Raw genomic sequence first — 24,066 nt, forward strand, 5'->3', positions numbered from 1 at the left:
GAGGACGGAGCATGACAGCCTATATCATCGCGCGGATCGAAGTGACCGACCTGGAGGATTACAAGACCTATGCCAGCCAGACCGTCGCTTTGGCCGAGAAGGCGGGCGGCAACTTTCTGGTGAAGGGTGGCCCCATGACCCAGGTCGAAGGCTCTGGCCCGGATCGGCATGTGGTGATCAGCTTTCCGACGCGGGAACAGGCGCTGGCGTGGTATCACTCGCCCGAATATCAGGCGATCTTGCCCATCGCCCTGCGCAGCAGCACACGCGATCTGGTGATCGTGGACGGCATTTGAGAAAGGAAAATATCCGATGAGCGCTCTGTGGATTGCCCATGTCACCGTGACCGACGCAGAGGCCTATGGCCGTTATGCCGCTTTGGCCGGGCCAGCCATCGCCAAGCACGGTGGCGTCTTCATCGCCCGTGGCGGCCGGTTCGTGCAGCTTGAAGGGAAAGAACGCCCGCGCAATGTGGTGGCGCGCTTCCCGTCGCTGGAGGCAGCCGAGGCTTGCTATCACTCGCCCGAGTATCAGGACGCGCTGGCCCATGCGCGCGGCGCATCCGAACGCGACCTGGTGATCGTTGAGATCACCGAATAACGCGCGACAGACTGGATCGCGCGCCACCATGGCCTAGGTCTCGGCAGGAACCCTAACCGAGAGCTTGGCTGATGTTTTTGCGTCTGTTGGTCTGTCTTGTCTGTCTGCTGCCGGCATCTCTGCTGGCCGATGATTGGGATGCCCTCAAGCAACCGGGGGCCATCGCCCTGATGCGGCACGCGCTGGCACCGGGCGGGGGCGATCCGGAGGGCTTCACGCTTGGCGATTGCGCTACGCAACGCAATCTTGATGCGCGCGGCCGGGATCAGGCCCGCCGCATCGGTGCGGCGCTGCGAAAGCAGGGCATCCGTTTCGATCTTGTCTGGTCGAGTGCATGGTGCCGCGCCGAGGAGACGGCCCGTCTGATGGAGCAGGGCCGTCTGGAGATCCGCCCATCGCTCAATTCATTCTTCGCGGGACGTGGCGACCGTTTGACACAGACGGCAGAGACACTGAACGCCTTGTCCGCCTTGCCGGACGATAGCCGCGCGCTTCTGGTGACGCATCAGGTCAACATCACGGCCCTGACGGGAGTCATGCCCCAATCCGGAGAGATCATCGTGGCGCGGATGCGAAATGACGGAACGCTGGAGGTGACAGGGCGCGTGAATATCGCGCCCTGACCATTTGATATCAGGCGGTTTTCGCGTGACGCTTGCGCTCGTGCGGGTCCAGATAGCGCTTGCGCAGGCGGATCGCGTTCGGCGTCACTTCGACCAGTTCGTCATCGTCGATATAGGCGATGGCCTGCTCCAGCGTCATGGTGATCGGGGTGGTCAGGCGCACAGCCTCGTCCGTGCCCGAAGCCCGCACGTTGGTCAGCTTCTTGCCCTTGAGCGGGTTCACATCCAGATCGTTGTCGCGGCTGTGTTCGCCGATGATCATGCCCTGATAGACATCAGCCTGCGCACCGATGAACATGCGGCCCCGCTCTTCGAGGTTCCACAGCGCATAGGCGACCGAGGTGCCGTTTTCCATCGAGATCAGAACGCCTGCGCGACGGCCCGGAATCGGGCCCTTGTGCGGGGCCCAGGTGTGGAACACGCGGTTCAGAACGCCGGTGCCGCGCGTGTCGGTCAGGAACTCGCCGTGATAGCCGATCAGACCACGCGAGGGGACATGGGCGATGATGCGGGTCTTGCCGACGCCTGCGGGCTTCATCTCGACTAGTTCGCCGCGACGGGGACCGGTGACCTTTTCGATCACGGCACCCGAATATTCGTCATCCACGTCGATGGTGACTTCCTCGATCGGTTCCAGCCGCTCGCCATCGGGGCCTTCACGGAACAGAACCTGCGGGCGCGAGATGCTCAGCTCGAATCCCTCGCGGCGCATGTTTTCGATCAGCACGCCCATCTGGAGTTCGCCGCGACCGGCCACTTCAAAAGCTTCGCCGCCCGGTGTGTCGGTGACCTTGATGGCGACGTTGGATTCGGCTTCCTTCATCAGTCGCTCGCGGATGACGCGGGACTGCACTTTCTTGCCGTCGCGGCCCGCCAAGGGGCTGTCGTTGATGCCGAAGGTCACGGTGATCGTGGGCGGGTCGATCGGCTGGGCGGGCAGGGGCACATCCACCGCCAGCGCGCAGATCGTGTCCGCCACGGTCGCCTTGGTCATGCCCGCAAGGCTGACGATGTCACCGGCCACGGCCTCGTCAATGTCCTGCTGGCTGAGGCCGCGGAAGGCCTGCACGCGGGTCACGCGGAATTGTTCGATCTTCTGGCCGATGCGCGAGAGCGCCTGCACGGTGGCACCGACCTTGAGGCGGCCCGATTCGACGCGGCCCGTCAGAAGGCGGCCCACGAAAGGGTCAGAGCCCAGCGTGGTGGCCAGCATGCGGAAGGGTTCGTCCGCATGCTTTTGCTGCTTGGGCGCAGGCACATGGCGCACGATCAGGTTGAACAGTGCGGACAGGTCCTTGCGCGGCCCGTTCAGATCGGCATCGGCCCAGCCGGAACGGCCCGAGGCGTAGAGATGGGGGAAATCCAGCTGGTCGTCATTGGCGCCAAGGTTGGCGAAAAGGTCGAAACATTCGTCCAGCGCGCGGTCAGGTTCGGCGTCCGGCTTGTCCACCTTGTTCAGCACCACAATGGGGCGCAGGCCCAGCGCAAGTGCCTTGGCCGTCACGAATTTCGTCTGAGGCATCGGGCCTTCGGCCGCATCGACCAGAAGGCAGACACCATCGACCATCGACAGGATCCGCTCCACCTCGCCGCCGAAATCGGCGTGGCCGGGGGTGTCCACGATATTGATGCGCGTGCCTTTCCATTCGACCGAAGTGTTCTTGGCCAGAATGGTGATGCCACGCTCGCGTTCCAGATCGTTGCTGTCCATGGCGCGTTCGGTTGTCGCCTGGTTCTCACGGTAGGTGCCGGATTGCTTGAGCAGCTCATCCACCAGCGTCGTCTTGCCGTGGTCCACATGCGCGATGATGGCGATATTTCGCAGGTCCATTGTCTGTCCTTAAGGGGATGTTTGGCCGGGGCCTACATCGCATTTGCCAAAAAGGCCAGATGGAAAGGGTAACAGCGTCCCGACCTGTGGCATTTTTCTGCACTGCGGCGCGACGCAACAGCCCTTAGCGCATGTCCCGGCTGTGCAGGATCATGAACTCGCCCAGGTTCTCGCGACTGACATAGCCCAGCGCCCGCCCATCTGCGGTGCAGACAGCAACCGCGGCTGCATTGTGCTGATGCATGAGATCAAGCAGTTCCGTCAACGGCGCCGTTATCGCGATGCAGGGCAGCGGGTCCAGCGTGACGGCGCTCAGACTGGTCATCTGCCCCGCCGGATCGTTCAGCGCGGCGAAGATGTGGTTGCGCGTCAGAAGGCCGGTGGGCCGCCCGGCCGCGTCCAGCACGGGAAACTCGGCCTGCGTGGTGCGGATCAACGCCTGTCCGGCGGCATGCAGCGTATCTTCGGGGTGCAGGGCCTCATAGGTGGTGATCATCGCGTCGCGGGCGGCAAAGCGTTTGGACAGGCTGCGCATGGAGACGTCCTGCGCCTCGGCCCCGGCGGCGATGAAGATGAACACACCGATCAGGATCAGCACGGGATTGCCCGACATCAGGCCCAGAAAACCCATGCCGAAGGCCAGAACCCGCCCGGCGCCTGCGGCGATTTCGGTGGCCCGGACGCGACCCATCCGGGTTGCCAGCGCCGCACGCAGCACCCGGCCACCATCCATGGGAAAGGCGGGCAGCAGGTTGAACACCGCCAGAAACAAGTTCACACCGGCCAGCCGCGCCAGAAAGCCCTCGAGCGTGCCACCTGAGGACACCATATCGTCAAGCGGCAGGCTGCGCCCGCCCAAGGCCAGCATCAGAACGGCCCAGATCACGACATTGACCGCCGGACCGGCCAGCGCAACCGCGATTTCCTGAGACGGCTTTTCCGGCATGCGTTCCAGACGGGCCAATCCGCCGATCGGCAGCAGCGTGATATCCGGCGTGCGGATCCCGTAGCGTCGGGCCGTCAGGGCGTGCCCATATTCATGGGCCACGACACAGGCAAAGAGAGCGAGGATGAAGAGGACATTCTCGACGGCGGCTGCGGGGCCGCCTTGGGCGTAGCCGGCCCAGCCGATCCAGATCAGGATCAGGAAAAACGTGGCGTGAACCCGCAACTCGGAACCGAACAGACGCGCGATGGGGAAAGACCAGGCCAAGCGTCGCACCTCTCGTCAGACAGTGAAAGGGCCCGTTGTTGCGGGCCCTGCGTCCCGATCAGAACGGGATTTCGTCGTCGATATCACGCGAGGGGGCACGACCGCCGCCACCGCCGCCGCCGCCGCCCTGCGATGGGCCGCTGTCATAGCCGCCGCCGTAATCGCCGCCGTAATCGCCACCCGAGGGACCACCATAGGACCCGCCGCCACCAGCGCCGCCGCCGCCGCCGCTACCCGATGGGCTGTCCAGCATCGTCAGGTTGCCATCAAAGCCCTGCAACACGACTTCGGTCGTGTAGCGATCAGCGCCGCTCTGGTCCTGCCATTTGCGGGTTTGCAGCTTGCCCTCGATATAGACTTTTGAGCCTTTTTTCAGATAGCGCTCGGCCACGCCGGCCAATGCCTCGTTGAAAATGGCGACGCTGTGCCATTCGGTGCGCTCCTTGCGTTCACCGGATTGCTTGTCTTTCCACGTCTCGGACGTGGCAATCCGCAGATTGCAGACCTTGCCGCCGTTCTGGAAGGTGCGCACCTCGGGGTCGCGCCCCAGATTGCCGACCAGAATTACCTTGTTCACCGATCCGGCCATGCCAATCTCCCGTCGAATCTCTGTTGTGCCAGTGTTCTTGTGGAACACGTCCCCTCTTGTGATGCAACTTGGTTAACACGGACCTAAGGCCCGACAGAAACGAAAAACCGCCCAGCAGGCCACAGCGCGGCAGCGGTGGCGGCGACAAAGACTGGAATATCCGGCCCAAGCGGATATAGTCGCAGTCTGAAACCTTCGGGACGGTGACGACATGATCAGGATTTTGACGGGCGTGGTCGTGCTGGCCATTGCAACGGCAGGTAGCGCGCAGGCGGAGATTCTGTCCAGTCAGTCACGGGTCAAGCTGTTCTCGTCCCAGACGCGGGTTCTGGATACACGTGCCAGCCAGCAATACAACGCCTCGGTCCGTCTGCAGCCCCCTTCGGTCAACACCCCGACGAAATGGGGCTCGGGTGAGGGTGCCACCTTCACCGGACGCTATAATGGTCCCTATCTGGCGATGGCGCGGGACGCGGCGCGGCGGCATGGTGTGCCGGAAGACCTGTTTCTGAAGCTCGTGCAGCAGGAGTCTGGCTTCAACCCCAAGGCCGTGTCCAGCAAGGGGGCACTGGGTCTGGCGCAGCTGATGCCCGACACCGCGCGGATCCTGCGGGTCGATCCGCTGGACCCCTATCAGAATCTGGACGGGGGCGCGCGCTACCTCATGCAGCAGTATCGCGCGTTCGGGAACTGGCGGTTGGCCCTCGCCGCCTATAACGCAGGACCCGGTGCCGTGCAGAAACATGGGGGCGTGCCGCCGTTCCGCGAGACGCAGAACTACGTCAAGGTCATCTTCGGCGGCTAACTGCGCACCGATGCCCGCCCGTCCGGGCCGCTGTAGTGGCGTTCGACCTTGGCCACGCGCAGCCTGTAATGCGTATACCAACGATCCTGACCCAGTTGCTGCGCGACCAGATGCTGCGCATCGGCCTTCCACGCAAGGATCGACGCCTCATCCTGCCAATAGCTGACGGTGATGCCGAAGCCGTCTTCGTTGCGGGTGCTCTCCATGCCCAGACAGCCCGGACTGGCCAAGGCCATCTCGCTCATCCGCGCGGCCATGGCCGCGTATCCGCGATCCCCATCCGCGCGCTGTGCCGTGAAGATCACCGCATAATAGGGCGGTTGGGGCAGGGGGGCAAAATCCGGGGTCATGTCATTCGGCGGCAATCTGGATCACCGGTTCCATCGTGGCAAGTTCCGCATCCGACAGGTGGCATTTGATCTGATGCCCCTCGGCCAGATGGCGCACGGGCGGCACTTCACGCTCGCACAATCCCCCCGGCACCTTGGACTTCCACCCGCAGCGGGTCTGGAACGGGCAGCCGGGCGGCGGGTTCATGGCCGAGGGAATATCCCCCTCCAGCACGATATGTTTCTTCTGCACGCGCGTATCGGCGATGGGCACGGCGGACAAAAGCGCCTCGGTATAGGGGTGATAGGGCGGGCTGAAGACCTGATCGGTGCTGCCCAGTTCCACCACATGGCCCAGATACATCACCATCACGCGGTCGCTGAGGTAGCGCACGATGGACAGGTCATGGCTGATGAAGAGAAGCGTCGTCTTGTGCTGACGCTGGATTTCCATCAAGAGGTCGGTCACGGCAGCCTGCACCGACACGTCCAGCGCCGAGACCGGCTCATCCGCCACCACGATCCGCGCGTCCCCGGCAAAGGCGCGGGCGATCCCGACGCGCTGTTTCTGCCCGCCCGACAACTGGCGCGGCATCCGGTCGGCAAAGGCACGGGGCAGCTTCACCAGATCCAGCAGTTCCAGCATGCGGTCCCGCCGTTCCGCCTCGGAGGATCCCACGCCGAAGATCTCCAGCGCGCGGATGATCTGTCGCCCCACGGTCATCGAGGGGTTGAGCGTGTCGAACGGGTTCTGGAAGACCATCTGCACATCCGCCACTGTCTTGGTGTCGCGGTTCTGGATCGGGACATCGCCGATACTGCGATTGTCCAGAAGGATCTGCCCATCCGTCGCAGTCTCAAGCCCCATCAGCACCTTGGCGAAGGTGGACTTGCCACAGCCGGATTCGCCCACAATGGCCAAAGTCTCGCTTTCGCGGGCCTCGAATGACAGGGTCTCGTTGGCCTTGACCACTTTCATCTCGCCACCGCCGAACAGTTTGCTGGCGGACACCTGATAGTATTTCTTCAGGTTCTCCATCTTGAGAACGACCTTGCCGATCTCGCCCTTCTGCTTGACCTCGGCTTTCGCGGGCGGGGCCGCCCAGTCGATCTCGTCGAACCGCAGGCAGCGCGTCTCATGCGTGGCCGCCGCATCGACGGGAGCCATCGAGATATAGCCCTGATCGCAGCGCCCGGCCTCGAAGTAATTGCAGCGCGGCCCGAAATTGCAGCCCTCGGGGCGTTCATGCGGCAGGGGGAAGTTGCCCGGAATGGCGATCAGGGGGCTTGCGTTCTTGTCCGCGCCCGGCAGCGGAATCGACCGGAACAGCGCCTGCGTATAGGGGTGGCGCATCTTGTCGAAAACGTCGGTGATGCTGCCGCGTTCCACCGCCTCGCCGGAATACATCACGCAGATCCGGTCACAGGTTTCCAGCACCAGCCCAAGGTTATGGCTGATGAACAGCATCGAGGTGCCGTATTTCTTGCCCAGATCCTTGACCAGTTCGACAATCGCCGCCTCGACCGTCACATCCAGCGCGGTGGTCGGCTCGTCGAGGATCAGAAGCGCGGGCTTGGACATCAGCGCCATGGCGATGACGATCCGCTGCTGCTGCCCGCCCGACAGCTGATGCGGATAGGCCCGCATGATCCGCGCGGGGTCAGGCAGTTTCACATCGCGGATCACCTGCAGGGCACGCGCCTCGGCCTCGGATTCCGAGATCTTCTCGTGGATCATCGGCACTTCCATCAACTGCTTGCCGATGCGCATGGCGGGATTCAGGCTGGCCATCGGCTCCTGATAGATCATCGCGATCTCATTGCCGCGGATGTCGCGCAGCTCTTCCGCCGACATCTTCCCCAGATCGCGGCCCTTGAACTTGATCGACCCGCCGACGATGCGCCCGTTAACACCCAGATCCTGCATCACGCCCAGCGCCACGGTGGATTTGCCGCAGCCGCTTTCACCCACCAGACCCACGGCCTCGCCGGGTTGCACGGTGACGGAAAAATCCATCACCGCCGGGATTTCGCGCAGCCGTGTGAAAAAGGAAATCGACAGCTTGTCGATCTCGAGGATCGGCCCGTCATGATCCCATTTCGCCATCGCTCAACTCCCGTTGCGTCGTTTCATCTTGCCGTAAATACTCCGGGGTGCGGGGCGGCGCCCCGCTCCACCTGTTCTCAATCGCGCAGGCTTTCCTCGCGCAGGCCGTCCGCCAGCAGGTTCAGCCCCAGCACAAGGCTGAGCAGCGCCATCGCAGGCGGCAGGGCCGGATGCAGATAGATCGACAGAAGCTTGCGCCCCTCGTTGATGGTCGACCCCCAATCCGGGCTTTCGGGGCTGAGGCCCAGACCGAAGAAGCCTAGCGTCCCCAGAAGGATCGAGGTATAGCCGATACGCAGGCAGAAATCGACGATCAGCGGCCCGCGCGCATTGGGCAGGATCTCCCACAGCATGATATACCACGGCCCCTCGCCACGGGTCTGGGCCGCCGCCACATAGTCGCGGGTTTTGATGTCCATCGCCAAGCCCCGCACGATGCGGAACACGGTGGGCGAGTTGACGAAGACCACCGCCACAAAGACCACCAGCAGGTTCGGCGGAAAGCTGATCAGCCCCAGGGGGTCGGCATCCCATGCGATGCCCAGATAGACCCAGAACCCGATGGCCAGGGTCAAGGCGACATAGATGTTGCGCTTGGACGGCTGCGTGAAGAAGCGGGAGTTGAACAGGATCGTCAGGAAGATGATCGGGAACAGGAACAGCACCCCCGCCATGTAGACGGGAATGCCCGTCAGCACGATCTCTGGCGTCACAAGCAGATAGAACAGCAGGATCACCGGGAAGGCGAGGATCAGGTTCGCCAGAAAGGACAGGAACGTGTCCAGACGCCCGCCGTAATAGCCCGCAGGCAGGCCCAGCGTAATGCCCACCATGAAGGCGAAGAGCGTGGCGAAGGGGGCGATCTTCATCACCTCCCAGGCACCGACGATCATCCGGCTGAACACGTCGCGTGCCAGATTGTCGCCGCCCATCAGGTAATAGGGGTATAGCCCCAGCGCCTCGGCATCCGGGACCGGAATCCCCGGTTCCTTGTTCTTCAAACCCGAGATCTGCGTCAGCACGTCATGCGTCACGATCCAGCCGAAACCACCGCCGAAAATGCCGGTGAAGACCCAGAACATCACCAGAGCAAAACCGAACATGCCGATCACGCTGTCGAACAGCTTGCCGTAAAGCCCCAGCCTGCGTTTGAAGGTGACCGAGACGGCAAAGGTCAGCCCCAGTGCGATCCAGACAGGGATGAACTGGATCAGGATGCGGGTGATGATCTCGCCCCAGCCGAGAGGGTCCATGTGCCTGTCCTTTAACTGATATTGATACGCGGGTTCAGATAGACATAGCCGATATCCGAGATCAGCTGCGTCACCAGAACCACGATCACGGAAACGACCGAAACGCCCAGCAGCAATTCGATGTCATTGTTGCCGGCCGCCTGCACCAGCACCCAGCCGAAACCTTTGTAGTTGAACAGCGTCTCGACGATCACGACGCCGTTCAGCAGCCAGGGAAATTGCAGCATGATCACGGTGAAGGGCGCGATCAGCGCGTTGCGCAGCGCGTGGCGGATCACGATGTCGCTGAACTTCACGCCCTTGAGGCGGGCGGTGCGGATATATTGTGCGGTCATCACCTCGGCCATCGAGGCGCGGGTCATCCGCGCGATATAGCCCATGCCATAGAGCGCGATGGTCAGCACCGGCAGGAAGAAGTTGTTGAAACTCGCATCCTCCATCGCGCCCGTGGCCGTGCCGTTGAACCATTTCAGGCCCACCGCTGACGAGGCAAAAACCGCGATCAGGATCACGCCCGAGACATATTCCGGCGTGGCGGTGGTGGTGATCGCGAAGGTCGAGAGGGTCCGGTCGGTCCGTGACCCTTCCCGCATCCCCGCCAGAACGCCCAGCAGCAGCGCCGAGGGCACCATCAGCACCATCACCCAGAACATCAGCTTGGCAGTCAGACCCAGCCGGGTGGCGATGATCTCGCCCACCTCTGTCTTGAAGACGGTGGAAGTGCCCCAATAGCCCTGCAGGATGCCGCAGAAGGTGGGCGCTTCGGCCAATGCCTCGGCGGTCACCGTTCCGGTCACGCAGCGCCCGCGCATTCCGCCGGACACCTCGACCGTCCAGCCCGGCAAGACGCCCAGCCATTGCCCGTATTTCACCGGCATCGGTTGCAGATAGCCATTCTGGCCCAGATAGCTGGTCACCTCGGCATCGCTCATGCGGAAGTTGCCCTGGGTCTTGGCCAGCTTTTCAAGGTTCGGATAAAGGTTCGTCATAAAAAAGACGATGAAAGTCAGGAAGATCGCCGTGAGGATCATCACCCCCAGCCGGCGCAAGATGAACAGGCCCATGCAGTGCCCCCTGTCGGTCAGGCTGTGGCAGGTCTTGGTGACCTGTCCTTATCGTTCGTCAAAACAGCACGAACACGGCGCGTCGCCGGTCCGCGAGAGAGGCCGCGCCCTGTGACAGGCGCGGCCCTCCGATCCGTGGATCAGGCCGAAAGGCCCCATTTGTAGTGATGATGCTCGAAGGCGATGTGCATGTCGGTGCCCACCAGACCTTCGCGCATGTGGCGATAGAGCGAGCGCCAATAGGGCTGGATCGTCACACCTTCCTCCTGCACGAGGGCCTGCATCTTGGCGCTGACCTCCCGGCGCTTGTCGGCGTCGGCAATGGCCAGTGCTTCTTCCAGCAGGGCATCGAATTCGGGGTTGGACCAGCCGAATTCGTTCCACGCTTCGCCCGAGCGATAGGCGACCGCGTAGATCTGCACGCCCAGCGGACGATGGTTCCAGTTGGTCGCGCTGAACGGATATTTGGTCCAGTCGTTCCAGAAGGTCGATCCGGGCAGGATCGTCCGCTTCACGTTGAACCCGGCGTCGCGCAGCTGCGCCCCTACCGCGTCGCAGGTGTTGCGCATCCAGTCGTCATCCAGCGAGATGATCTCATGCTCGAAATCCGCCATGTCGGTTTCGTCCAGCAGCGCCTTGGCGGCGGCGGGGTCGTGCTTCATGGGGGGCAGTTCGGCATATTCGGGATGAACGGGTGCGACATGGTGGTTTTCGGCGACAACGCCAAGGTTGCCATAGCCCAGCTCCAGACAGACCGCGTTGTTCACCGCCATGTTGATGGCCTGGCGCACGCGCTTGTCGGCATAGGGTTTCACGCCGTTCACCTCGGCCAGCTGGTTGGGCCGGATCACCACGGTGGCGCCGGTCACGACCTCGGACTTCACAAGGCCCAGACCGTCCATGATCTCGATGAACTCGCCCACGGATTCGTGCAGCATGTCCACCTCACCGGATTCGATCGCGGCCAGCCATGCGGCGCTGTCTGTGCCCAGGTCGATATATTCGATCCGGTCCACATAGGGCCCGCCATAGACATCGGTGCCCCACCAGCTGTGGTCGGCATTGCGCACCAGGACAGCTTTGACGCCCACTTCCAGTTCTTCGATGATGAAGGGGCCGGTGCCCACATTCTGCAACTGATCGGGGTTGTAGGAACTGTGCACGATTGCGGCCGGATAGTCCGAGAAGTTGGCGATCACGGCGATATCAGGGGTGGAGAGGTTCAGCTTGACCGTCATGTCATCGACAACCTCGATCGCGCCGTCGCGCGCCTTGCCGGTGGCGTCGTCGATCAGACCGCCGACGCGCGCCGCCATCGAGTTGCCTTCGACATCACGCTCGCACCAGCGTGCGATGTTGCGCGCCACGTCTTCGGCGGTGAAGGCGTCACCGTTGTTCCAGGTCACGCCGGGACGGACCTTGAGCGTATATTCGGTCGCGTTGTCGTTGGTTTCCCAGCTATCCAGCAACATGCCGCGGAAGCTGCCGTCACTGTTGTATTCCACCAGATATTCCAGCGTGCCACGTGTCACGTTGGCGATTTCCGACCAGTCGGCGGTGCGGGTGTCCTTGAGGGCTCGCAGGCTCATCTGGCACTTGATCGTGCCGCCCTGCGCGGGGGTCGCCTGTGCCTTTGCCGGCATGTTCAGCCCACCCAGCGCATAGGCCGTGGCGGCGGCCACGCCAAGGCTGGTGGTGCGGGCCAGGAATTCCCGGCGGCTGAGCTTGCCCGCCTTGAACTCTTCGGCATACATCAAGGCGGCCTTGTGGACGGGCTTGCCTTTGAAGGTCGTATGTTTCATCTCGAACTCCCTGTCACGAGTTTGTGCTTCTTGAAGGTTGATCGGTCGCTGCCTGCAGGCCTGCGACACTGTCGCAGCGCACCGGCCCCTTACGCCCCTCATCCTTGCGGGCATTCGGCACCAGATTGACCATCGCGTCAACGCACGCATTCGTCATTCTGTGAGCGGAAAGCGACATCGCCCTCTAACAGAAACGACATCGATGTCGCTGGCAAGCCTTAAACGGGATGCTCACGTGGATTTCAGGATTCCTGGCTGCGCAGCGCCGCGGGCTGGACCGTCCGGGCTGGCGTGCCCTCGCGCTGCGCGCTGCGGCGCAACATGCTGGGGGATTGCCCTGTGTGGTGCTGCACGAAACGCGAGAAATAGGCCGGGCTCGAGAAATTGAGACTCTGGCCGATATCCTGTAGCGGACGGTTCGTCGTCTCGATCATGTCGCGCGCCGCATAAAGGCTGCGCTGGGTCAGGATATCCGCCGCCGTCAACCCCGACGCCTCGCGGCACGAGCGGGTCAGATGGGTAGGTGTGACGCCCAGTTCGGTCGCGTAGTCGCCCATCAGCTTGGGCGTGGCGTAGTCCCGAGCCACCATCGCGCAATAGGCCTGCACCAGACGATGCGCCGCCGGGATCCGGGGACCTTCATCGGCATGTTCCATCATCTGGCGGCGCAGCCAGACAGACAGGAGCATCGAATGGGCGCGCATCGCCTCGTCCGCATAGGGGCGTTGCGCGGTCTGTTCGCGCTGCATCACGTCAAGGATACCCGAGATCTCGGCCTGCGCCTGCACATCCCGGATCCGCAGATGCTGCGGTTCTTCCGGCAGGCCCAGATCACGCCCGTCCGGGCCACGGGCTGACAGATGCGCCGCCAGACCGAATCCCTGCTTGCCCAGATCCAGCGCCAGCAATGTGCCTGCGGGCACAAAGACCGCGTTATGGGTGCCGATGCCGCTGCGCAGCCCTTGCAGGATCATCCGGCCCTGACCGCGCGTGATCCAGAGCAGGATCGGATAATCAAGACTGTGCAGATGTTCCAGCCGCCAGGACGCGCCGCGCGCCATCTGGGCGATGCTGCCGATCCGGACACCGCCCGTCACCGGGGCAGAGCGGCCCGCGGAAAAAGTCGCATTCTGATCCATTCGTGCCGCGCTGGCCTGCATGGGGTCGTGCTCCGTGTCTTGGCTGGACAGGGGGAAAACCTGACCTGTGCCAGAACCCTATAGCAGAGGCTTTGTTGAAAAAAGACAAGTTTGCAAGGGTCAGGCGCTTTCTGGCCGATAGACCGGCCAGTCGCGCATCCGCGCCCTGAACCATGTGCGTTGCCGCTTGGCGAATTGCCGCGTGGCGATGGTCGCGGCCTCTTGCGCGGCGGCAAGTGTCATGCGTCCTTGCAGATGGGCGATCAGTTCGGGCGCACCGATGGCCTTGGATGACAGATGATCCGGGTTCCAGCTGGTCAGATTGGCGCGTGCCTCCTCCAGCGCGCCCTCGGCCAGCATCGCGGCGAAACGGCCCGCGATTCGGGCGTTGAGCCAGTCTTTCGGTGCATCCACAAGGATCGGGACGGTATCGGACAGCGGCAAAAGGGGGGGCGGCGTCGCGTCCTGCCACTCTGCCAGACCGCGGCCCGTGCCATGCCACACCTCCCATGCGCGCTGGACACGCATCGGGTTCTGCCGGTCGATCCGCGCCAGCGTCGCCTCATCAAGATCCGCCAGAAGCGCCCCGATCCCGCCCGCGCGCAGCCGTGCCGTGGCCTCGGGGCGCACATGGTCGGGCAGGGTGGGGATCTCGGCCAGTCCTTCGGTTAATGCGGTGAAATAGAGGCCGGTGCCCCCGACGATGATGGGACGCGGCCCCGAGCGCAGCACAGGCGCCACCTCGCGCAGCCAGTGGCCCACGGAATAGGGCGCATCGCCCGCCACATGCCCATAAAGCAGATGCGGCACTCGCGCCTCATCCTGCGCGGAGGGGCGCGCGGTCAGCACACGCCAATTGGCAAAGACCTGTATCGCATCGGCATTCACGATCACGCCGCCCTGCGCCTCGGCGATCCGCAGGGCCAGGGCGGATTTGCCGCTGGCGGTGGGGCCCGCGATCAGCACAGGACGGTTGGAGGGAAGCTGGGTCAGGTCGGGCATTCTCATGCCCCGCCTGATAGAGCAAACGGGACAAATCGCAAAGGTGGCGCTTCGCGGATTGAACCCGTCCGCGTTTTACGACATTTTGCGCCCGATCAGCCAACCCGGAACGGAGCCCCCATGCCCAACGACGACGACACGCATACCTCGCCGCAGGCGCAGACCAAGTTTCGCCGTGTGATGCTGAAGATTTCGGGCGAGGCGCTGATGGGCGACCAGGGCTTTGGCCTGCACCCGCCCACGGTTCAGCGCATCGCGCAGGAGGTCAAGTCGGTTCATGATCTGGGCGTCGAGATCTGCATGGTGATCGGCGGCGGCAACATCTTTCGCGGCCTTCAGGGCAGCGCGCAGGGGATGGAGCGCACGACGGCGGATTACATGGGGATGCTGGCCACGGTGATGAACGCGCTGGCGATGCAGTCGTCCCTTGAGGCGTTGAACATCCATACCCGCGTGATCAGCGCCATCCCGATGGATCAGGTCTGCGAGCCGTATATTCGCCGCCGTGCGGTGCGCCATCTTGAGAAAAAGCGCGTCGTGATCTTTGCGGCAGGCACGGGCAATCCCTATTTCACCACCGACACGGCCGCGACCCTGCGGGCCAATGAAATGGCCTGCGAGGCGATCTTCAAGGGCACCAAGGTGGACGGCGTCTATGACAAGGACCCCAAGAAACATGCCGATGCCAAACGCTATTCCCGCGTCACCTATGACGAGGTTCTGGCGCAGCATCTGGGCGTGATGGATGCCAGCGCCATCGCTTTGGCCCGCGACAACAACCTGCCGATCATCGTCTTCTCGTTGGACGAGCCGGGCGGGTTCAAGGGCATCCTGGCGGGCAAGGGCACCTATACAACCGTCCACGGTTGAGAGTAATGTGAGCAAAACCCGCCTATGCGGGAGACGGAATGAGGGAAGTGCAGCACGATGTCCGACGAAGATTTCGAGATTGATACCGATGACCTGGAGCGGCGGATGGAAGGGGCCATGGCGGCGTTGAAGACCGAATTCGCGTCATTGCGCACGGGCCGCGCCTCGGCCTCGATGCTGGAACCTGTGATGGTCGAAGCCTATGGCCAGCGGACCCCGATCAACCAGGTGGGCACGATCAACGTTCCCGAACCGCGCATGGTGACGGTGAACGTCTGGGACAAGTCGATGGTCGGTGCCGTGGAAAAAGCGATCCGCAACAGCGGGCTGGGCATCAATCCGCAATTGAACGGCACGATCATCATGCTGCCGATCCCCGAGTTGAACGAAGAGCGCCGCCGCGATCTGACCCGCGTCGCCGCCCAATATGCCGAACATGCCCGCGTCGCCGTGCGCAATGTCCGGCGCGACGGGATGGACCAGATCAAGAGGGCCAAGACCAAAGGCATGTCGGAAGATGACCAGAAGTTCTGGGAAACAAGCGTGCAGGAATTGACGGACAAGTACACCAAGATGGTGGACGCCGCCCTGGAAGGCAAACAGGCCGAGATCATGCAGGTCTGACGACCTGCCGTTTCGCCGAAAGGAAAGCCAGTCATGGCGCGCCAGATCTCTGACAGCCCAGCCGATGCCGATGGCGACCCCCAGCCGTGCGGCGCTGTGCGGTCTGGACCCTGCCACGTGGCCATCATCATGGACGGCAATGGCCGCTGGGCCACGATGCGGGGGCGCCCGCGCCTGTTCGGGCATCATGCCGGGGCCAAGCGCGTCCGCGAGATCGTCGAAGCCTGCCCTGACCTTGGGGTGAAATACCTGACGATCTTCGCCTTCTCGACCGAGAACTGGAAGCGGACGCAGGTCGAAGTGGCCGGGCTGATGAGCCTTTTTCGCCGCTACATCACCCGTGAAGCACGACAGCTGCGTGACGAGGGTGTGCGGGTGCGTTTTATCGGTGACCGGGTGCGGCTGGACACCAAGCTGGTCTCGCTGATGGACGAGCTGGAACTCATCACCTCGCAGAATGACAGGGTGCATCTGACCATCGCGCTGAACTATGGCGGCCGCGACGAGGTGGCCCGCGCCACCAAACGGCTGGCGCAGGACGTGGCGCTGGGACGTCTCAACCCCAAGGACGTGGATGAGGAAACGCTGCCAAAGTATCTGGATACCTGCGTGCTGCCCGATCCCGATCTGGTGATCCGCACCAGTGGCGAGGCGCGGATCTCGAACTTCCTGCTCTGGCAATCGGCCTATGCGGAATACGAGTTTGTCGATACGCTCTGGCCTGATTTCAGCCGCGACGAATTCGCCCGGCTTGTGCAGGCATATGGCACGCGCGACCGGCGTTACGGCGCAGTCAGAGCGTGAGGCGGCGATGACCACGGCACCGTCCAAATGGGATGATCTCAAGACGCGCACCCTGTCGTCGCTCTTCATGATCGTCGTCGGCGCAGGCGAGATCTGGCTGGGCGGGCCATGGTTTCTGGCACTGATCGTGCTGGTCTGCGGCCTCATGATCTGGGAATTGGTGCGGATGCTGACCCCCGGTGCCGAGTCCTTGGCGCGCGGTCTGGGCGCCTTGTCCGGGTTGGCGGTGCTGATCGCGATCATGGCCCCCTCAACTCTGGACGTGCTGGCGCTGCTGACGCCGCTGGCCGCGGGGATCGTTCTGCTGGCGCGCCATCGTGTGATCTATGCGCTTTATGCGCCGGTGATCCTGCTGGCCGCCTATGCCCTTGTCACCCTGCGTGATCGCGACGACGGCCTGACATGGCTGATCTGGCTGGTGCTGGTCGTGGTCATCACGGATGTCGCGGGCTATTTCGCGGGGCGTATGATCGGCGGGCCAAAGTTCTGGCCTGCGGTCAGCCCCAAGAAGACATGGTCCGGCACCATCGCGGGCTGGATCGGGGCAGGGGCGCTGGGGGCGGCCTTCATGCCGATCACCGGGGCGGGTGCTACGCTTATCCTGATCAGCATGGCCACGTCTTTCGCCTCGCAGATGGGGGATATCGCGGAAAGCGCCATCAAGCGGAAAATGGGCGTGAAAGACAGCTCGCGCCTGATCCCTGGTCATGGCGGCGTTCTGGACCGCTTTGACGGGCTGATCGGCGCGGCGCTTCTGGCACTGGTGGTGATGTTGCTTTACGGACAGGTGCCCGCCCAGTGATGAAACGTGTCACGGTCTTTGGCGCAACGGGATCGATCGGGCAGAACACCCTCGATCTGATTGCCCGCGCACCTGCGGAGTATCAGGTCGTGGCGCTGACAGGCGGGCGCAATGTCGCGCAACTGGCCGCTGATGCCCGGCGTCTGGGTGCGGAACTGGCGGTCACGGCCCATGACGACCTTCTGGGTGAATTGCGCGAGGCTTTGGCGGGTTCTGGGGTGCAGGCCGCAGCCGGGAAAGCGGCCCTGATCGAGGCCGCGGCCCGTCCGGCGGACTGGACCATGTCGGCCATCGTGGGCGCGGCGGGGCTGGCCCCCGGGATGGAGGCGCTGAAACAGGGGGCGACACTGGCGCTGGCGAACAAGGAATCGCTGGTGACGGCAGGCCCCTTGCTGATGGCGACGGCGGCGAAGCACGATGCACGCATCCTGCCCGTGGACAGCGAACATTCCGCGATCTTTCAGGCGCTGGTCGGAGAGGATCTGGCGGCGGTCGAGAGGATCATCATCACGGCCAGCGGCGGGGCCTTCCGTGACTGGCCGATCGAACAGCTGGCACGCGCCACATTGGCCGAAGCCTCGTGCCACCCCAACTGGGATATGGGTCAAAGGATCACGATCGATTCCGCATCCATGTTCAACAAGGCGCTGGAAGTCATAGAAACCAAAGAGTTTTTCGGCGTTTCCCCCGACCAGATCGAAGTGATCCTGCACCCTGAATCCCTTGTGCATGCGCTGGTCGGGTTCCGGGACGGGGCCTTGATGGCGCATGTCGGGGCCTCGGACATGCGCCATGCCATCGGATATGCGCTGCACTGGCCCGAACGGCGGGACCTGCCCGTGGCGCGTCTGGACCTTGCGGCCATCGGCACGCTGAACTTCCGCACCCCTGATCCGGCCCGCTATCCCGCGTTGAGTCTGGCGGGCGAGGTGATGCGGCGCGGTGGTCTGGCAGGGGCAGTGTTCAACGCCGCAAAAGAGCGCGCGCTGGATGCCTTCATCGCCGGACGCATCGGTTTTCTGGATATGGCGGCTGTCGTCGAAGAGGTGCTGACGCGGATGTCATCCGAAAGCAGCCTCATTGATGCCGAGATTACTCTTGATACCGTGGCCCATGTGGACCATCTGGCAAGGATACGGGCCGATGAGGCCATGCCGGCCCGCGCGCGCTGAATCACCGCGCCTTACCTAACGAAAGCAGGACAAGACTTGGATATTGCATCGCTTCTTCCCCAGTTCGGCAGTCTTGCCATGACCCTTGCGGCCTTTGTCGTGGCTTTGTCGGTCATCGTGGCGGTGCATGAATACGGCCATTATATCGTGGGCCGCTGGTCGGGAATCCATGCGGATGTCTTTTCGCTTGGCTTCGGCCCGGTGATCTATGCGAGCCATGACAAGCGGGGCACCAAATGGCAGGTGGCGCTTCTGCCCTTTGGCGGGTTCGTGAAGTTCCGTGGTGATGCGGATGCGGCCTCGGCCGGTGTGGATGGCGAGGCGATCCGCGAGATGACGCCCGCCGAACGCCGCAGCACCATGAGCGGTGCCCCGCTCTGGGCGCGCACGGCGACGGTGGCGGCGGGGCCGATCTTCAATTTCGTGCTGGCGATCGTGGTCTTTACCGCCATCGGCTTGACGCGCGGTGTCGCGGTCGAGCCTCTGACGGTTGGTGAGTTGCGCCCCGTTGCCGTCGCGCATGAGGTGATGCCGGGCGATGTGATCCTGGCCATCGACGGGCAGACCCTGCCGCAGATGAGCGAGGCGGGGTTCGGCGCCCTGACCGACAGCCTGCCTGCTGTTCCTTTGCTGGAATATCAGGTGTTACGGGACGGGCAAGAGGTCACGGTGCAGGGCCCGCATCCCATGCCGCCCGTCATCACGCAGCTGGCCCCGCAATCCGCAGCCATTGCCATTGATCTGCGCGCCGATGATGTGATCGTGGCGGTGGATGGCGATCCGATCCATGCATTCCGCGAATTGCGTGAGAAGGTCATGGCCGCCGAAGGCGCGCCGTTGCAACTGGACGTTCTGCGCGACGGGCAAGCGCTGCAATTCACCCTGACGCCGCGCCGCGTGGACGAACCGCAAGCGGGTGGCGGGTTCGAGACAAACTGGCGTATCGGGATCATCGGCGGTCTGTTCTTTGACCCCATGACCGAGTCTCCCGGCCTGGTCGAGGCGTTGGTAAACGGCGTCTCGAGCATGTGGGAGATCATCGTCGGCTCGATCTCGGGCCTGTATCACATGATCACAGGCGCGATCAGCACCTGCAACATGTCCGGCCCCATCGGGATCGCCGAAGTCTCGGGCGCGATGGCCAGTCAGGGCACGGTGAATTTCATCTATTTCATCGCCGTTCTGTCCACAGCGGTAGGCCTGCTGAACCTGTTTCCCATTCCTGTTCTGGATGGCGGACATCTGGTCTTTTACGCCTATGAGGCGGTGGCCGGTAAACCGCCCAGCGACAAGGTGTTGCGCGTGCTCATGGGGATCGGCCTGACACTGATCCTGTCGCTGATGGTCTTTGCCTTGGGCAACGATATCTTCTGCCCGTGACGGCATTCCGCGCCCGCATTCCGCGGGCGTATCGTGTCATTTGCGATGAAGCAGGCTGTCGGTCAAAAATCGGCCATAATTTGCCGATAGGCATCATCGTATCCGTATCGGATTGCGAGAGTCAGACAGATGCAGACCATCCAGAACAGTGCCCGCGGCCTTGGCCTGATGCTTTCCCTGAACTGGGACCGCCTGCTTTATCTGGCGACCATCCTGCTGGCATTGACCGCAGGCGCGTCATTGCCGCTGTTGTTCCCCTGACGCGCGCTTGATCCCGCGCGGCGGGAAAGGTGCCGAAACACAACCATTTGCTGTCCATTTATGGCACGCCCGCATCATATGCTGCGGGCGATCCGTTTTTCCGTGCATGGGCTTTTGACAACGGGTCACAATGCCGATAGTGACGGTATCAACAACAAAGCATGACTGGGTTGACCGATGACCAATCACATGGGAGAGCGGCGCCGCGTCCGCAACAGGCACAAAACCGGCAAAGCCAGGTTGACGGGATGGGTGGCGCCGCTGGTGCTGGCCGGTCTGTCCTTCGGCGCGGTGATGCAGGCCGATCTGGCGCAGGCCCAGTCCTACAGTTTCAATACGGTGCAGGTCGATGGCAACCAGCGGATCGAAGCGGGCACAATCCTGAGTTATGCCGGGATCGCGCGGGGTCAGACGGTGTCGGCCGCCGAGTTGAACGACGCCTATCAGCGCATTCTGGGCAGCGGCCTGTTCGAAGAAGTCTCGCTTGAGCCACGGGGCGGCACGCTGGTGATCAGCGTGACGGAATTCCCGACCATTAACCAGATCAGCATCGAAGGGAACCGGCGCCTCAAGACCGAGGCGCTGGAAACCGTGATCCAGTCGCAATCGCGCCGCGTGTTCAACCCGTCCACGGCCGAGCGTGACGCCGCCGCCATCGCTGATGTCTATTCGCAGGCGGGGCGACTGGCCGCGACCGTGAACCCGCGCATCATCCGGCGCAGCGACAATCGCGTCGATCTGGTGTTCGAGATTTTCGAAGGCGGCATCGTCGAAATCGAGCGTATCGGTTTCGTCGGCAACCGGGTCTTTTCGGATGCGCGCCTGCGCCGCGTGCTGGAAACCAAACAGGCCGGTCTTCTGCGGGCCTTGATCCAGCGCGACACCTTCGTGGCGGACCGCATCGAATTCGACAAGCAGGTCCTTCAGGACTTCTATTTCTCGCGCGGCTATGTCGATTTCCGCACGACCGCCGTGAATACTCAGCTTTCGCGCGAACGCGATGGTTTCTTCATCACCTTCAATGTCGAGGAGGGACAGCAGTTCCGCTTTGGCACGGTGACCACAACATCGGATCTGACCGATGTGAATCCCGATGAATTCGCAGCGGCCCTGACGATCCGCGACGGCAGCGTCTACTCTCCCATGACGGTCGAGAACAATATCGCCCGGCTGGAGCGTCTGGCGATCCAGAAGGGGCTGAACTTCGTGCGGGTCGAGCCGCGCATCGTGCGGAACGATCGCGATCTGACGCTGGATGTGGAATTCGCGCTGGTGCGCGGCCCGCGGATCTTCGTCGAACGGATCGACATCGAGGGCAATGCCACAACGTTGGACCGTGTGGTCCGCCGTCAGTTCCGGGTGGTCGAGGGCGATCCCTTCAACCCGCGCGAGATCCGCGAAAGCGCCGAGCGTATCCGCGCCCTGGGCTTTTTCAGCGACGCCCGTGTGAACGCCCGCGAGGGATCCACGCCCGATCAGGTGATCGTCGATGTGGATGTCGAAGAACAACCGACCGGCAGCCTGTCCTTCGGCGGCGCATATGGCACCAACGGGGGCTTCTCGCTGATCGCCAGCTTCAGCGAAAGCAATTTCCTTGGGCGTGGTCAGCGTCTGGAACTGACCTTTTCGGGGGCCGAGGAGAATCAGGCCTATGAGATCCGTTTCACCGAGCCCGCGCTTCTGGGCCGTGATCTGGCGCTGGATCTGGAACTGGGCTACCGCGAGACCAACAACTCGTTTGCGGATTACGACACCGCCATCGCCCGCTTCAGCCCGGGTCTGACCTTCCCGATCAGCGAGTCGGGGCGTCTGCGCGCCTTCTACAAGGCCGAAAGCGTCGAGATCAGCAACTATGCCTTCACAGGCACGCTTCTGGATGCCGAGGAGGAACAGGGGCAACTCTGGAGTTCCGCTGTCGGATATACTTACAGTTTCGACAACCGCCGCACCGGGCTTGATCCCGATACCGGCTTCCTGCTGCAGTTCGGGCAGGAATTCGCGGGTCTGGGCGGGGACAGCACCTATATCAAGACCACGGCCAAGGCGCAGGCACAGACCACGATCCTGAACGACGAGATTACCTTGCGCGCCTCGATCGAGGGGGGGATGCTCAACTTTTCCTCCGGCACCAGCCGCGTGACGGATCGTTACCTGATCGGTGGCTCGATCATGCGCGGTTTCGCGCCCGATGGCATCGGTCCGCGCGAAGTGGGCACCGACAGTTCGGGGGCGGCCTATAATGACGCGCTTGGCGGCAATGTCTATGCCGTCGCCAAGATCGAGGCCGAGTTCCCGCTGGGCCTGCCAGAGGAATACGGTATCCGCGGCGGCGTCTTCTATGATGTCGGCTCGGTCTGGGATCTGGATCTGTCCAACGCCAATGTGCTTTATGAAGATTTCTCCCTGCGCCATGTGATCGGCGTGTCCATCTTCTGGGACTCGGTCGTGGGTCCGTTGCGTTTCAACTTCTCGAAGGCGCTGGAGAAGGAAGATTTCGACGACGAGCAGACCTTCAACCTGACCGTTTCGACGCGGTTCTGATGTCGCGTTGTGGCCTGTCCGCACGCGGCGGGCTGGCCGCCCTGCTGGTGCTGTTGGCGCTGGCGGCAACGCCTGCGCCTGTGACGGCACAGGATAACCAGTTGATCCGCAGCCCGGTGCTTTCGCTGGATCAGGACCGCATGTTTGCCGTGTCCGCATTCGGGCAGAGGATCGAGGCCGAGTTGCAGGCGGATGGCAGCCTTCTGGAAGCCGAGAACCGCCGCATCGAGGCCGAGCTTGAAGCCGAAGAGAAGGACCTGACCGCGCGGCGCCCGGCGATGAGCGCGGACGCCTTCCGGGCGCTGGCCGATACCTTCGACACCAAGGTCCAGCGCATCCGCAACGAGCAGACCGCAAAGGCACGCGCGCTCGGACTGCGCACCGAAGAGGCGCAGCGCCAGTTTATCGAAGCGGCCCGTCCGGTGCTGGAACAGATGATGGTCGATGCCGGCGCCGTGGTGATCATCGACCCGCGCAGCGTCGTGATGAGCCGTGCGGCGATCGACGTGACCGAAGAGGCCATCCGCCGGATCAATGCGAATATCGGAGATGGCACCGGTGAGGCCATGCCGCAGGACCTGTCACCGGACAGCCCGGCCCGTCCCGCCACGCCGGATGCTCCCGCCACACCACAGGACTGACCGCCGATATGCTTGCCCCTGCGGGGGCGAATTGTTACTGACAGACACGACACGATGACGGCCGGGCAGGGCTGCGGGCCGCAACTGGCCCCGACCATGTCCGGTGAAACAGACCCGGACGTGGCCCGGGCCAGACAGGGGGGCAGATGACAGAGCCTTTGAAGAGCGCCGATATCCTCATGATCCAGCGGATATTGCCGCATCGCTATCCTTTCCTGCTGGTGGACAAGGTGGTCGATATCGACGGCACCGCCTCGGCTGTGGGTATCAAGAATGTCACCATGAACGAGCCGCATTTTCAGGGCCATTTCCCTGGCAACCCGATCATGCCGGGCGTCACCATCGTGGAGGCCATGGCCCAGACAGCGGCTGTCATGGTGGGTGTGGCGCTGGACATGGCCGACAAGGAATTGCTGGTCTATTTCATGGCCATCGACGGCTGCAAGTTCCGCCGCAAGGTGGTGCCCGGCGATGTGTTGCGCATGACGATCACCACCCTGCGCGGCAAGCCCGGCGGCAAGGTCTGGCGCTTCAAGGGCGTGGCCGAGGTGGAGGGTGAAATGGCGGCAGAATGCGAGTTCACCGCCATGATGGACCTGCCCAAGGAGTAACCC

The 24,066-nt window shown here is 63.1% G+C and carries 24 protein-coding genes; 14 read left to right on the plus strand and 10 right to left on the minus strand.

The window, feature by feature from the left end:
* Nucleotides 1-11: 11 nt before the first annotated feature.
* From PVW27_RS07820 to PVW27_RS07830, 3 genes are all read left to right on the plus strand, one after another.
* A complete protein-coding gene (locus tag PVW27_RS07820) occupies nt 12-296 on the plus strand; it encodes a DUF1330 domain-containing protein (protein ID WP_274556614.1) in 285 nt (94 codons plus the stop codon).
* A gap of 16 nt (nt 297-312) precedes the next feature.
* Nucleotides 313-600, plus strand: a complete 288-nt coding sequence (locus PVW27_RS07825) for a DUF1330 domain-containing protein (protein WP_274556616.1) — start codon at nt 313-315, stop codon at nt 598-600.
* A 71-nt stretch (nt 601-671) separates the two neighbouring features.
* A complete protein-coding gene (locus tag PVW27_RS07830; protein ID WP_274556618.1) occupies nt 672-1,223 on the plus strand; it encodes a histidine phosphatase family protein in 552 nt (183 codons plus the stop codon).
* A 10-nt stretch (nt 1,224-1,233) separates the two neighbouring features.
* Here PVW27_RS07830 and typA read toward each other — a convergent pair whose 3' ends face one another.
* From typA to ssb, 3 genes are all read right to left on the minus strand, one after another.
* Entirely contained in the window at nt 1,234-3,054 is a 1,821-nt protein-coding gene (typA, locus tag PVW27_RS07835) for a translational GTPase TypA (protein ID WP_274556620.1), read from the minus strand.
* A gap of 124 nt (nt 3,055-3,178) precedes the next feature.
* Nucleotides 3,179-4,267 (minus strand): site-2 protease family protein, encoded by a 1,089-nt coding sequence (locus PVW27_RS07840; RefSeq protein WP_274556621.1) that lies wholly within the window; start codon nt 4,265-4,267, stop codon nt 3,179-3,181.
* Nucleotides 4,268-4,325: 58 nt separating this feature from the next.
* Nucleotides 4,326-4,856, minus strand: a complete 531-nt coding sequence (gene ssb / locus PVW27_RS07845; protein WP_274556623.1) for a single-stranded DNA-binding protein — start codon at nt 4,854-4,856, stop codon at nt 4,326-4,328.
* Between the two features lie 211 nt (nt 4,857-5,067).
* Between ssb and PVW27_RS07850 the strand changes: the two genes are divergently transcribed.
* On the plus strand, nt 5,068-5,661 hold the full coding sequence (locus PVW27_RS07850) for a lytic transglycosylase domain-containing protein (RefSeq protein WP_274556624.1): 594 nt from the start codon (nt 5,068-5,070) through the stop codon (nt 5,659-5,661).
* Here the strand turns inward: PVW27_RS07850 and PVW27_RS07855 are convergent.
* The 7 genes from PVW27_RS07855 to miaA all read right to left on the minus strand — a co-directional run bounded on the left by PVW27_RS07855 (nt 5,658) and on the right by miaA (nt 14,363).
* Complete coding sequence (locus PVW27_RS07855; protein WP_274556625.1) at nt 5,658-6,011, minus strand: antibiotic biosynthesis monooxygenase family protein; 354 nt, start codon at nt 6,009-6,011, stop codon at nt 5,658-5,660. The genes PVW27_RS07850 and PVW27_RS07855 overlap by 4 nt on opposite strands.
* Nucleotide 6,012: 1 nt before the next feature.
* On the minus strand, nt 6,013-8,097 hold the full coding sequence (locus tag PVW27_RS07860) for a dipeptide ABC transporter ATP-binding protein (protein ID WP_274556626.1): 2,085 nt from the start codon (nt 8,095-8,097) through the stop codon (nt 6,013-6,015).
* Nucleotides 8,098-8,174: 77 nt separating this feature from the next.
* On the minus strand, nt 8,175-9,350 hold the full coding sequence (locus tag PVW27_RS07865) for an ABC transporter permease (protein ID WP_274556628.1): 1,176 nt from the start codon (nt 9,348-9,350) through the stop codon (nt 8,175-8,177).
* Between the two features lie 11 nt (nt 9,351-9,361).
* Nucleotides 9,362-10,414 carry an ABC transporter permease gene (locus PVW27_RS07870; RefSeq protein WP_274556630.1) on the minus strand — a complete coding sequence of 351 codons (1,053 nt, stop codon included), beginning with the start codon at nt 10,412-10,414 and terminating at the stop codon, nt 9,362-9,364.
* 140 nt (nt 10,415-10,554) lie between these two features.
* Nucleotides 10,555-12,216 carry an ABC transporter substrate-binding protein gene (locus tag PVW27_RS07875; protein ID WP_274556633.1) on the minus strand — a complete coding sequence of 554 codons (1,662 nt, stop codon included), beginning with the start codon at nt 12,214-12,216 and terminating at the stop codon, nt 10,555-10,557.
* Between the two features lie 242 nt (nt 12,217-12,458).
* Nucleotides 12,459-13,376, minus strand: coding sequence for a helix-turn-helix transcriptional regulator (locus PVW27_RS07880; protein WP_274556635.1), 918 nt, complete (start codon nt 13,374-13,376; stop codon nt 12,459-12,461).
* Nucleotides 13,377-13,475: 99 nt separating this feature from the next.
* Nucleotides 13,476-14,363: a tRNA (adenosine(37)-N6)-dimethylallyltransferase MiaA gene (gene miaA, locus PVW27_RS07885; RefSeq protein ID WP_274556637.1), complete on the minus strand. Its 888-nt coding sequence runs from the start codon at nt 14,361-14,363 to the stop codon at nt 13,476-13,478.
* A gap of 114 nt (nt 14,364-14,477) precedes the next feature.
* Between miaA and pyrH the strand changes: the two genes are divergently transcribed.
* The 10 genes from pyrH (at nt 14,478) to fabZ (ending at nt 24,063) form a co-directional block, all read left to right on the plus strand.
* Nucleotides 14,478-15,227 (plus strand): UMP kinase, encoded by a 750-nt coding sequence (gene pyrH / locus PVW27_RS07890; RefSeq protein ID WP_274556639.1) that lies wholly within the window; start codon nt 14,478-14,480, stop codon nt 15,225-15,227.
* Between the two features lie 57 nt (nt 15,228-15,284).
* Entirely contained in the window at nt 15,285-15,851 is a 567-nt protein-coding gene (gene frr, locus PVW27_RS07895) for a ribosome recycling factor (protein WP_274556641.1), read from the plus strand.
* Nucleotides 15,852-15,980: 129 nt separating this feature from the next.
* A complete protein-coding gene (uppS, locus tag PVW27_RS07900) occupies nt 15,981-16,655 on the plus strand; it encodes a polyprenyl diphosphate synthase (protein ID WP_274556736.1) in 675 nt (224 codons plus the stop codon).
* Nucleotides 16,615-17,457 carry a phosphatidate cytidylyltransferase gene (locus PVW27_RS07905; protein WP_338019943.1) on the plus strand — a complete coding sequence of 281 codons (843 nt, stop codon included), beginning with the start codon at nt 16,615-16,617 and terminating at the stop codon, nt 17,455-17,457. Before uppS ends, PVW27_RS07905 begins: the two co-directional genes overlap by 41 nt.
* Nucleotides 17,457-18,629: a 1-deoxy-D-xylulose-5-phosphate reductoisomerase gene (dxr, locus tag PVW27_RS07910; protein WP_274556642.1), complete on the plus strand. Its 1,173-nt coding sequence runs from the start codon at nt 17,457-17,459 to the stop codon at nt 18,627-18,629. Before PVW27_RS07905 ends, dxr begins: the two co-directional genes overlap by 1 nt.
* A gap of 36 nt (nt 18,630-18,665) precedes the next feature.
* Nucleotides 18,666-20,009, plus strand: coding sequence for an RIP metalloprotease RseP (gene rseP, locus PVW27_RS07915; RefSeq protein WP_274556643.1), 1,344 nt, complete (start codon nt 18,666-18,668; stop codon nt 20,007-20,009).
* A gap of 129 nt (nt 20,010-20,138) precedes the next feature.
* Nucleotides 20,139-20,270, plus strand: a complete 132-nt coding sequence (locus PVW27_RS07920; RefSeq protein ID WP_274556644.1) for a hypothetical protein — start codon at nt 20,139-20,141, stop codon at nt 20,268-20,270.
* A 177-nt stretch (nt 20,271-20,447) separates the two neighbouring features.
* Complete coding sequence (gene bamA, locus PVW27_RS07925) at nt 20,448-22,811, plus strand: outer membrane protein assembly factor BamA (protein WP_432762065.1); 2,364 nt, start codon at nt 20,448-20,450, stop codon at nt 22,809-22,811.
* Nucleotides 22,811-23,452: an OmpH family outer membrane protein gene (locus PVW27_RS07930; RefSeq protein WP_274556646.1), complete on the plus strand. Its 642-nt coding sequence runs from the start codon at nt 22,811-22,813 to the stop codon at nt 23,450-23,452. The genes bamA and PVW27_RS07930 overlap by 1 nt, the downstream gene beginning before the upstream one ends.
* A gap of 146 nt (nt 23,453-23,598) precedes the next feature.
* On the plus strand, nt 23,599-24,063 hold the full coding sequence (gene fabZ / locus PVW27_RS07935) for a 3-hydroxyacyl-ACP dehydratase FabZ (protein ID WP_274556648.1): 465 nt from the start codon (nt 23,599-23,601) through the stop codon (nt 24,061-24,063).
* Nucleotides 24,064-24,066 lie beyond the last annotated feature (3 nt).

The organism is Seohaeicola sp. 4SK31 (assembly GCF_028802875.1).
Classification (GTDB): domain Bacteria; phylum Pseudomonadota; class Alphaproteobacteria; order Rhodobacterales; family Rhodobacteraceae; genus Seohaeicola.

Bases quoted from the DNA above. Each gene is read 5' to 3' on its own strand.
- PVW27_RS07865 (WP_274556628.1), bottom strand. From the start codon at position 9,350: ATGGACCCTCTCGGCTGGGGCGAGATCATCACCCGCATCCTGATCCAG.
- PVW27_RS07930 (WP_274556646.1), top strand. From the start codon at position 22,811: ATGTCGCGTTGTGGCCTGTCCGCACGCGGCGGGCTGGCCGCCCTGCTG.
- PVW27_RS07880 (WP_274556635.1), bottom strand. From the start codon at position 13,376: ATGCAGGCCAGCGCGGCACGAATGGATCAGAATGCGACTTTTTCCGCG.
- uppS (WP_274556736.1), top strand. From the start codon at position 15,981: ATGGACGGCAATGGCCGCTGGGCCACGATGCGGGGGCGCCCGCGCCTG.
- ssb (WP_274556623.1), bottom strand. From the start codon at position 4,856: ATGGCCGGATCGGTGAACAAGGTAATTCTGGTCGGCAATCTGGGGCGC.
- PVW27_RS07905 (WP_338019943.1), top strand. From the start codon at position 16,615: ATGGCACGCGCGACCGGCGTTACGGCGCAGTCAGAGCGTGAGGCGGCG.
- PVW27_RS07920 (WP_274556644.1), top strand. From the start codon at position 20,139: ATGCAGACCATCCAGAACAGTGCCCGCGGCCTTGGCCTGATGCTTTCC.
- PVW27_RS07855 (WP_274556625.1), bottom strand. From the start codon at position 6,011: ATGACCCCGGATTTTGCCCCCCTGCCCCAACCGCCCTATTATGCGGTG.
- PVW27_RS07850 (WP_274556624.1), top strand. From the start codon at position 5,068: ATGATCAGGATTTTGACGGGCGTGGTCGTGCTGGCCATTGCAACGGCA.
- frr (WP_274556641.1), top strand. From the start codon at position 15,285: ATGTCCGACGAAGATTTCGAGATTGATACCGATGACCTGGAGCGGCGG.
- bamA (WP_432762065.1), top strand. From the start codon at position 20,448: ATGACCAATCACATGGGAGAGCGGCGCCGCGTCCGCAACAGGCACAAA.
- PVW27_RS07870 (WP_274556630.1), bottom strand. From the start codon at position 10,414: ATGGGCCTGTTCATCTTGCGCCGGCTGGGGGTGATGATCCTCACGGCG.
- typA (WP_274556620.1), bottom strand. From the start codon at position 3,054: ATGGACCTGCGAAATATCGCCATCATCGCGCATGTGGACCACGGCAAG.
- PVW27_RS07860 (WP_274556626.1), bottom strand. From the start codon at position 8,097: ATGGCGAAATGGGATCATGACGGGCCGATCCTCGAGATCGACAAGCTG.
- PVW27_RS07825 (WP_274556616.1), top strand. From the start codon at position 313: ATGAGCGCTCTGTGGATTGCCCATGTCACCGTGACCGACGCAGAGGCC.
- PVW27_RS07830 (WP_274556618.1), top strand. From the start codon at position 672: ATGTTTTTGCGTCTGTTGGTCTGTCTTGTCTGTCTGCTGCCGGCATCT.
- PVW27_RS07875 (WP_274556633.1), bottom strand. From the start codon at position 12,216: ATGAAACATACGACCTTCAAAGGCAAGCCCGTCCACAAGGCCGCCTTG.
- fabZ (WP_274556648.1), top strand. From the start codon at position 23,599: ATGACAGAGCCTTTGAAGAGCGCCGATATCCTCATGATCCAGCGGATA.
- miaA (WP_274556637.1), bottom strand. From the start codon at position 14,363: ATGAGAATGCCCGACCTGACCCAGCTTCCCTCCAACCGTCCTGTGCTG.
- pyrH (WP_274556639.1), top strand. From the start codon at position 14,478: ATGCCCAACGACGACGACACGCATACCTCGCCGCAGGCGCAGACCAAG.
- PVW27_RS07820 (WP_274556614.1), top strand. From the start codon at position 12: ATGACAGCCTATATCATCGCGCGGATCGAAGTGACCGACCTGGAGGAT.
- dxr (WP_274556642.1), top strand. From the start codon at position 17,457: ATGAAACGTGTCACGGTCTTTGGCGCAACGGGATCGATCGGGCAGAAC.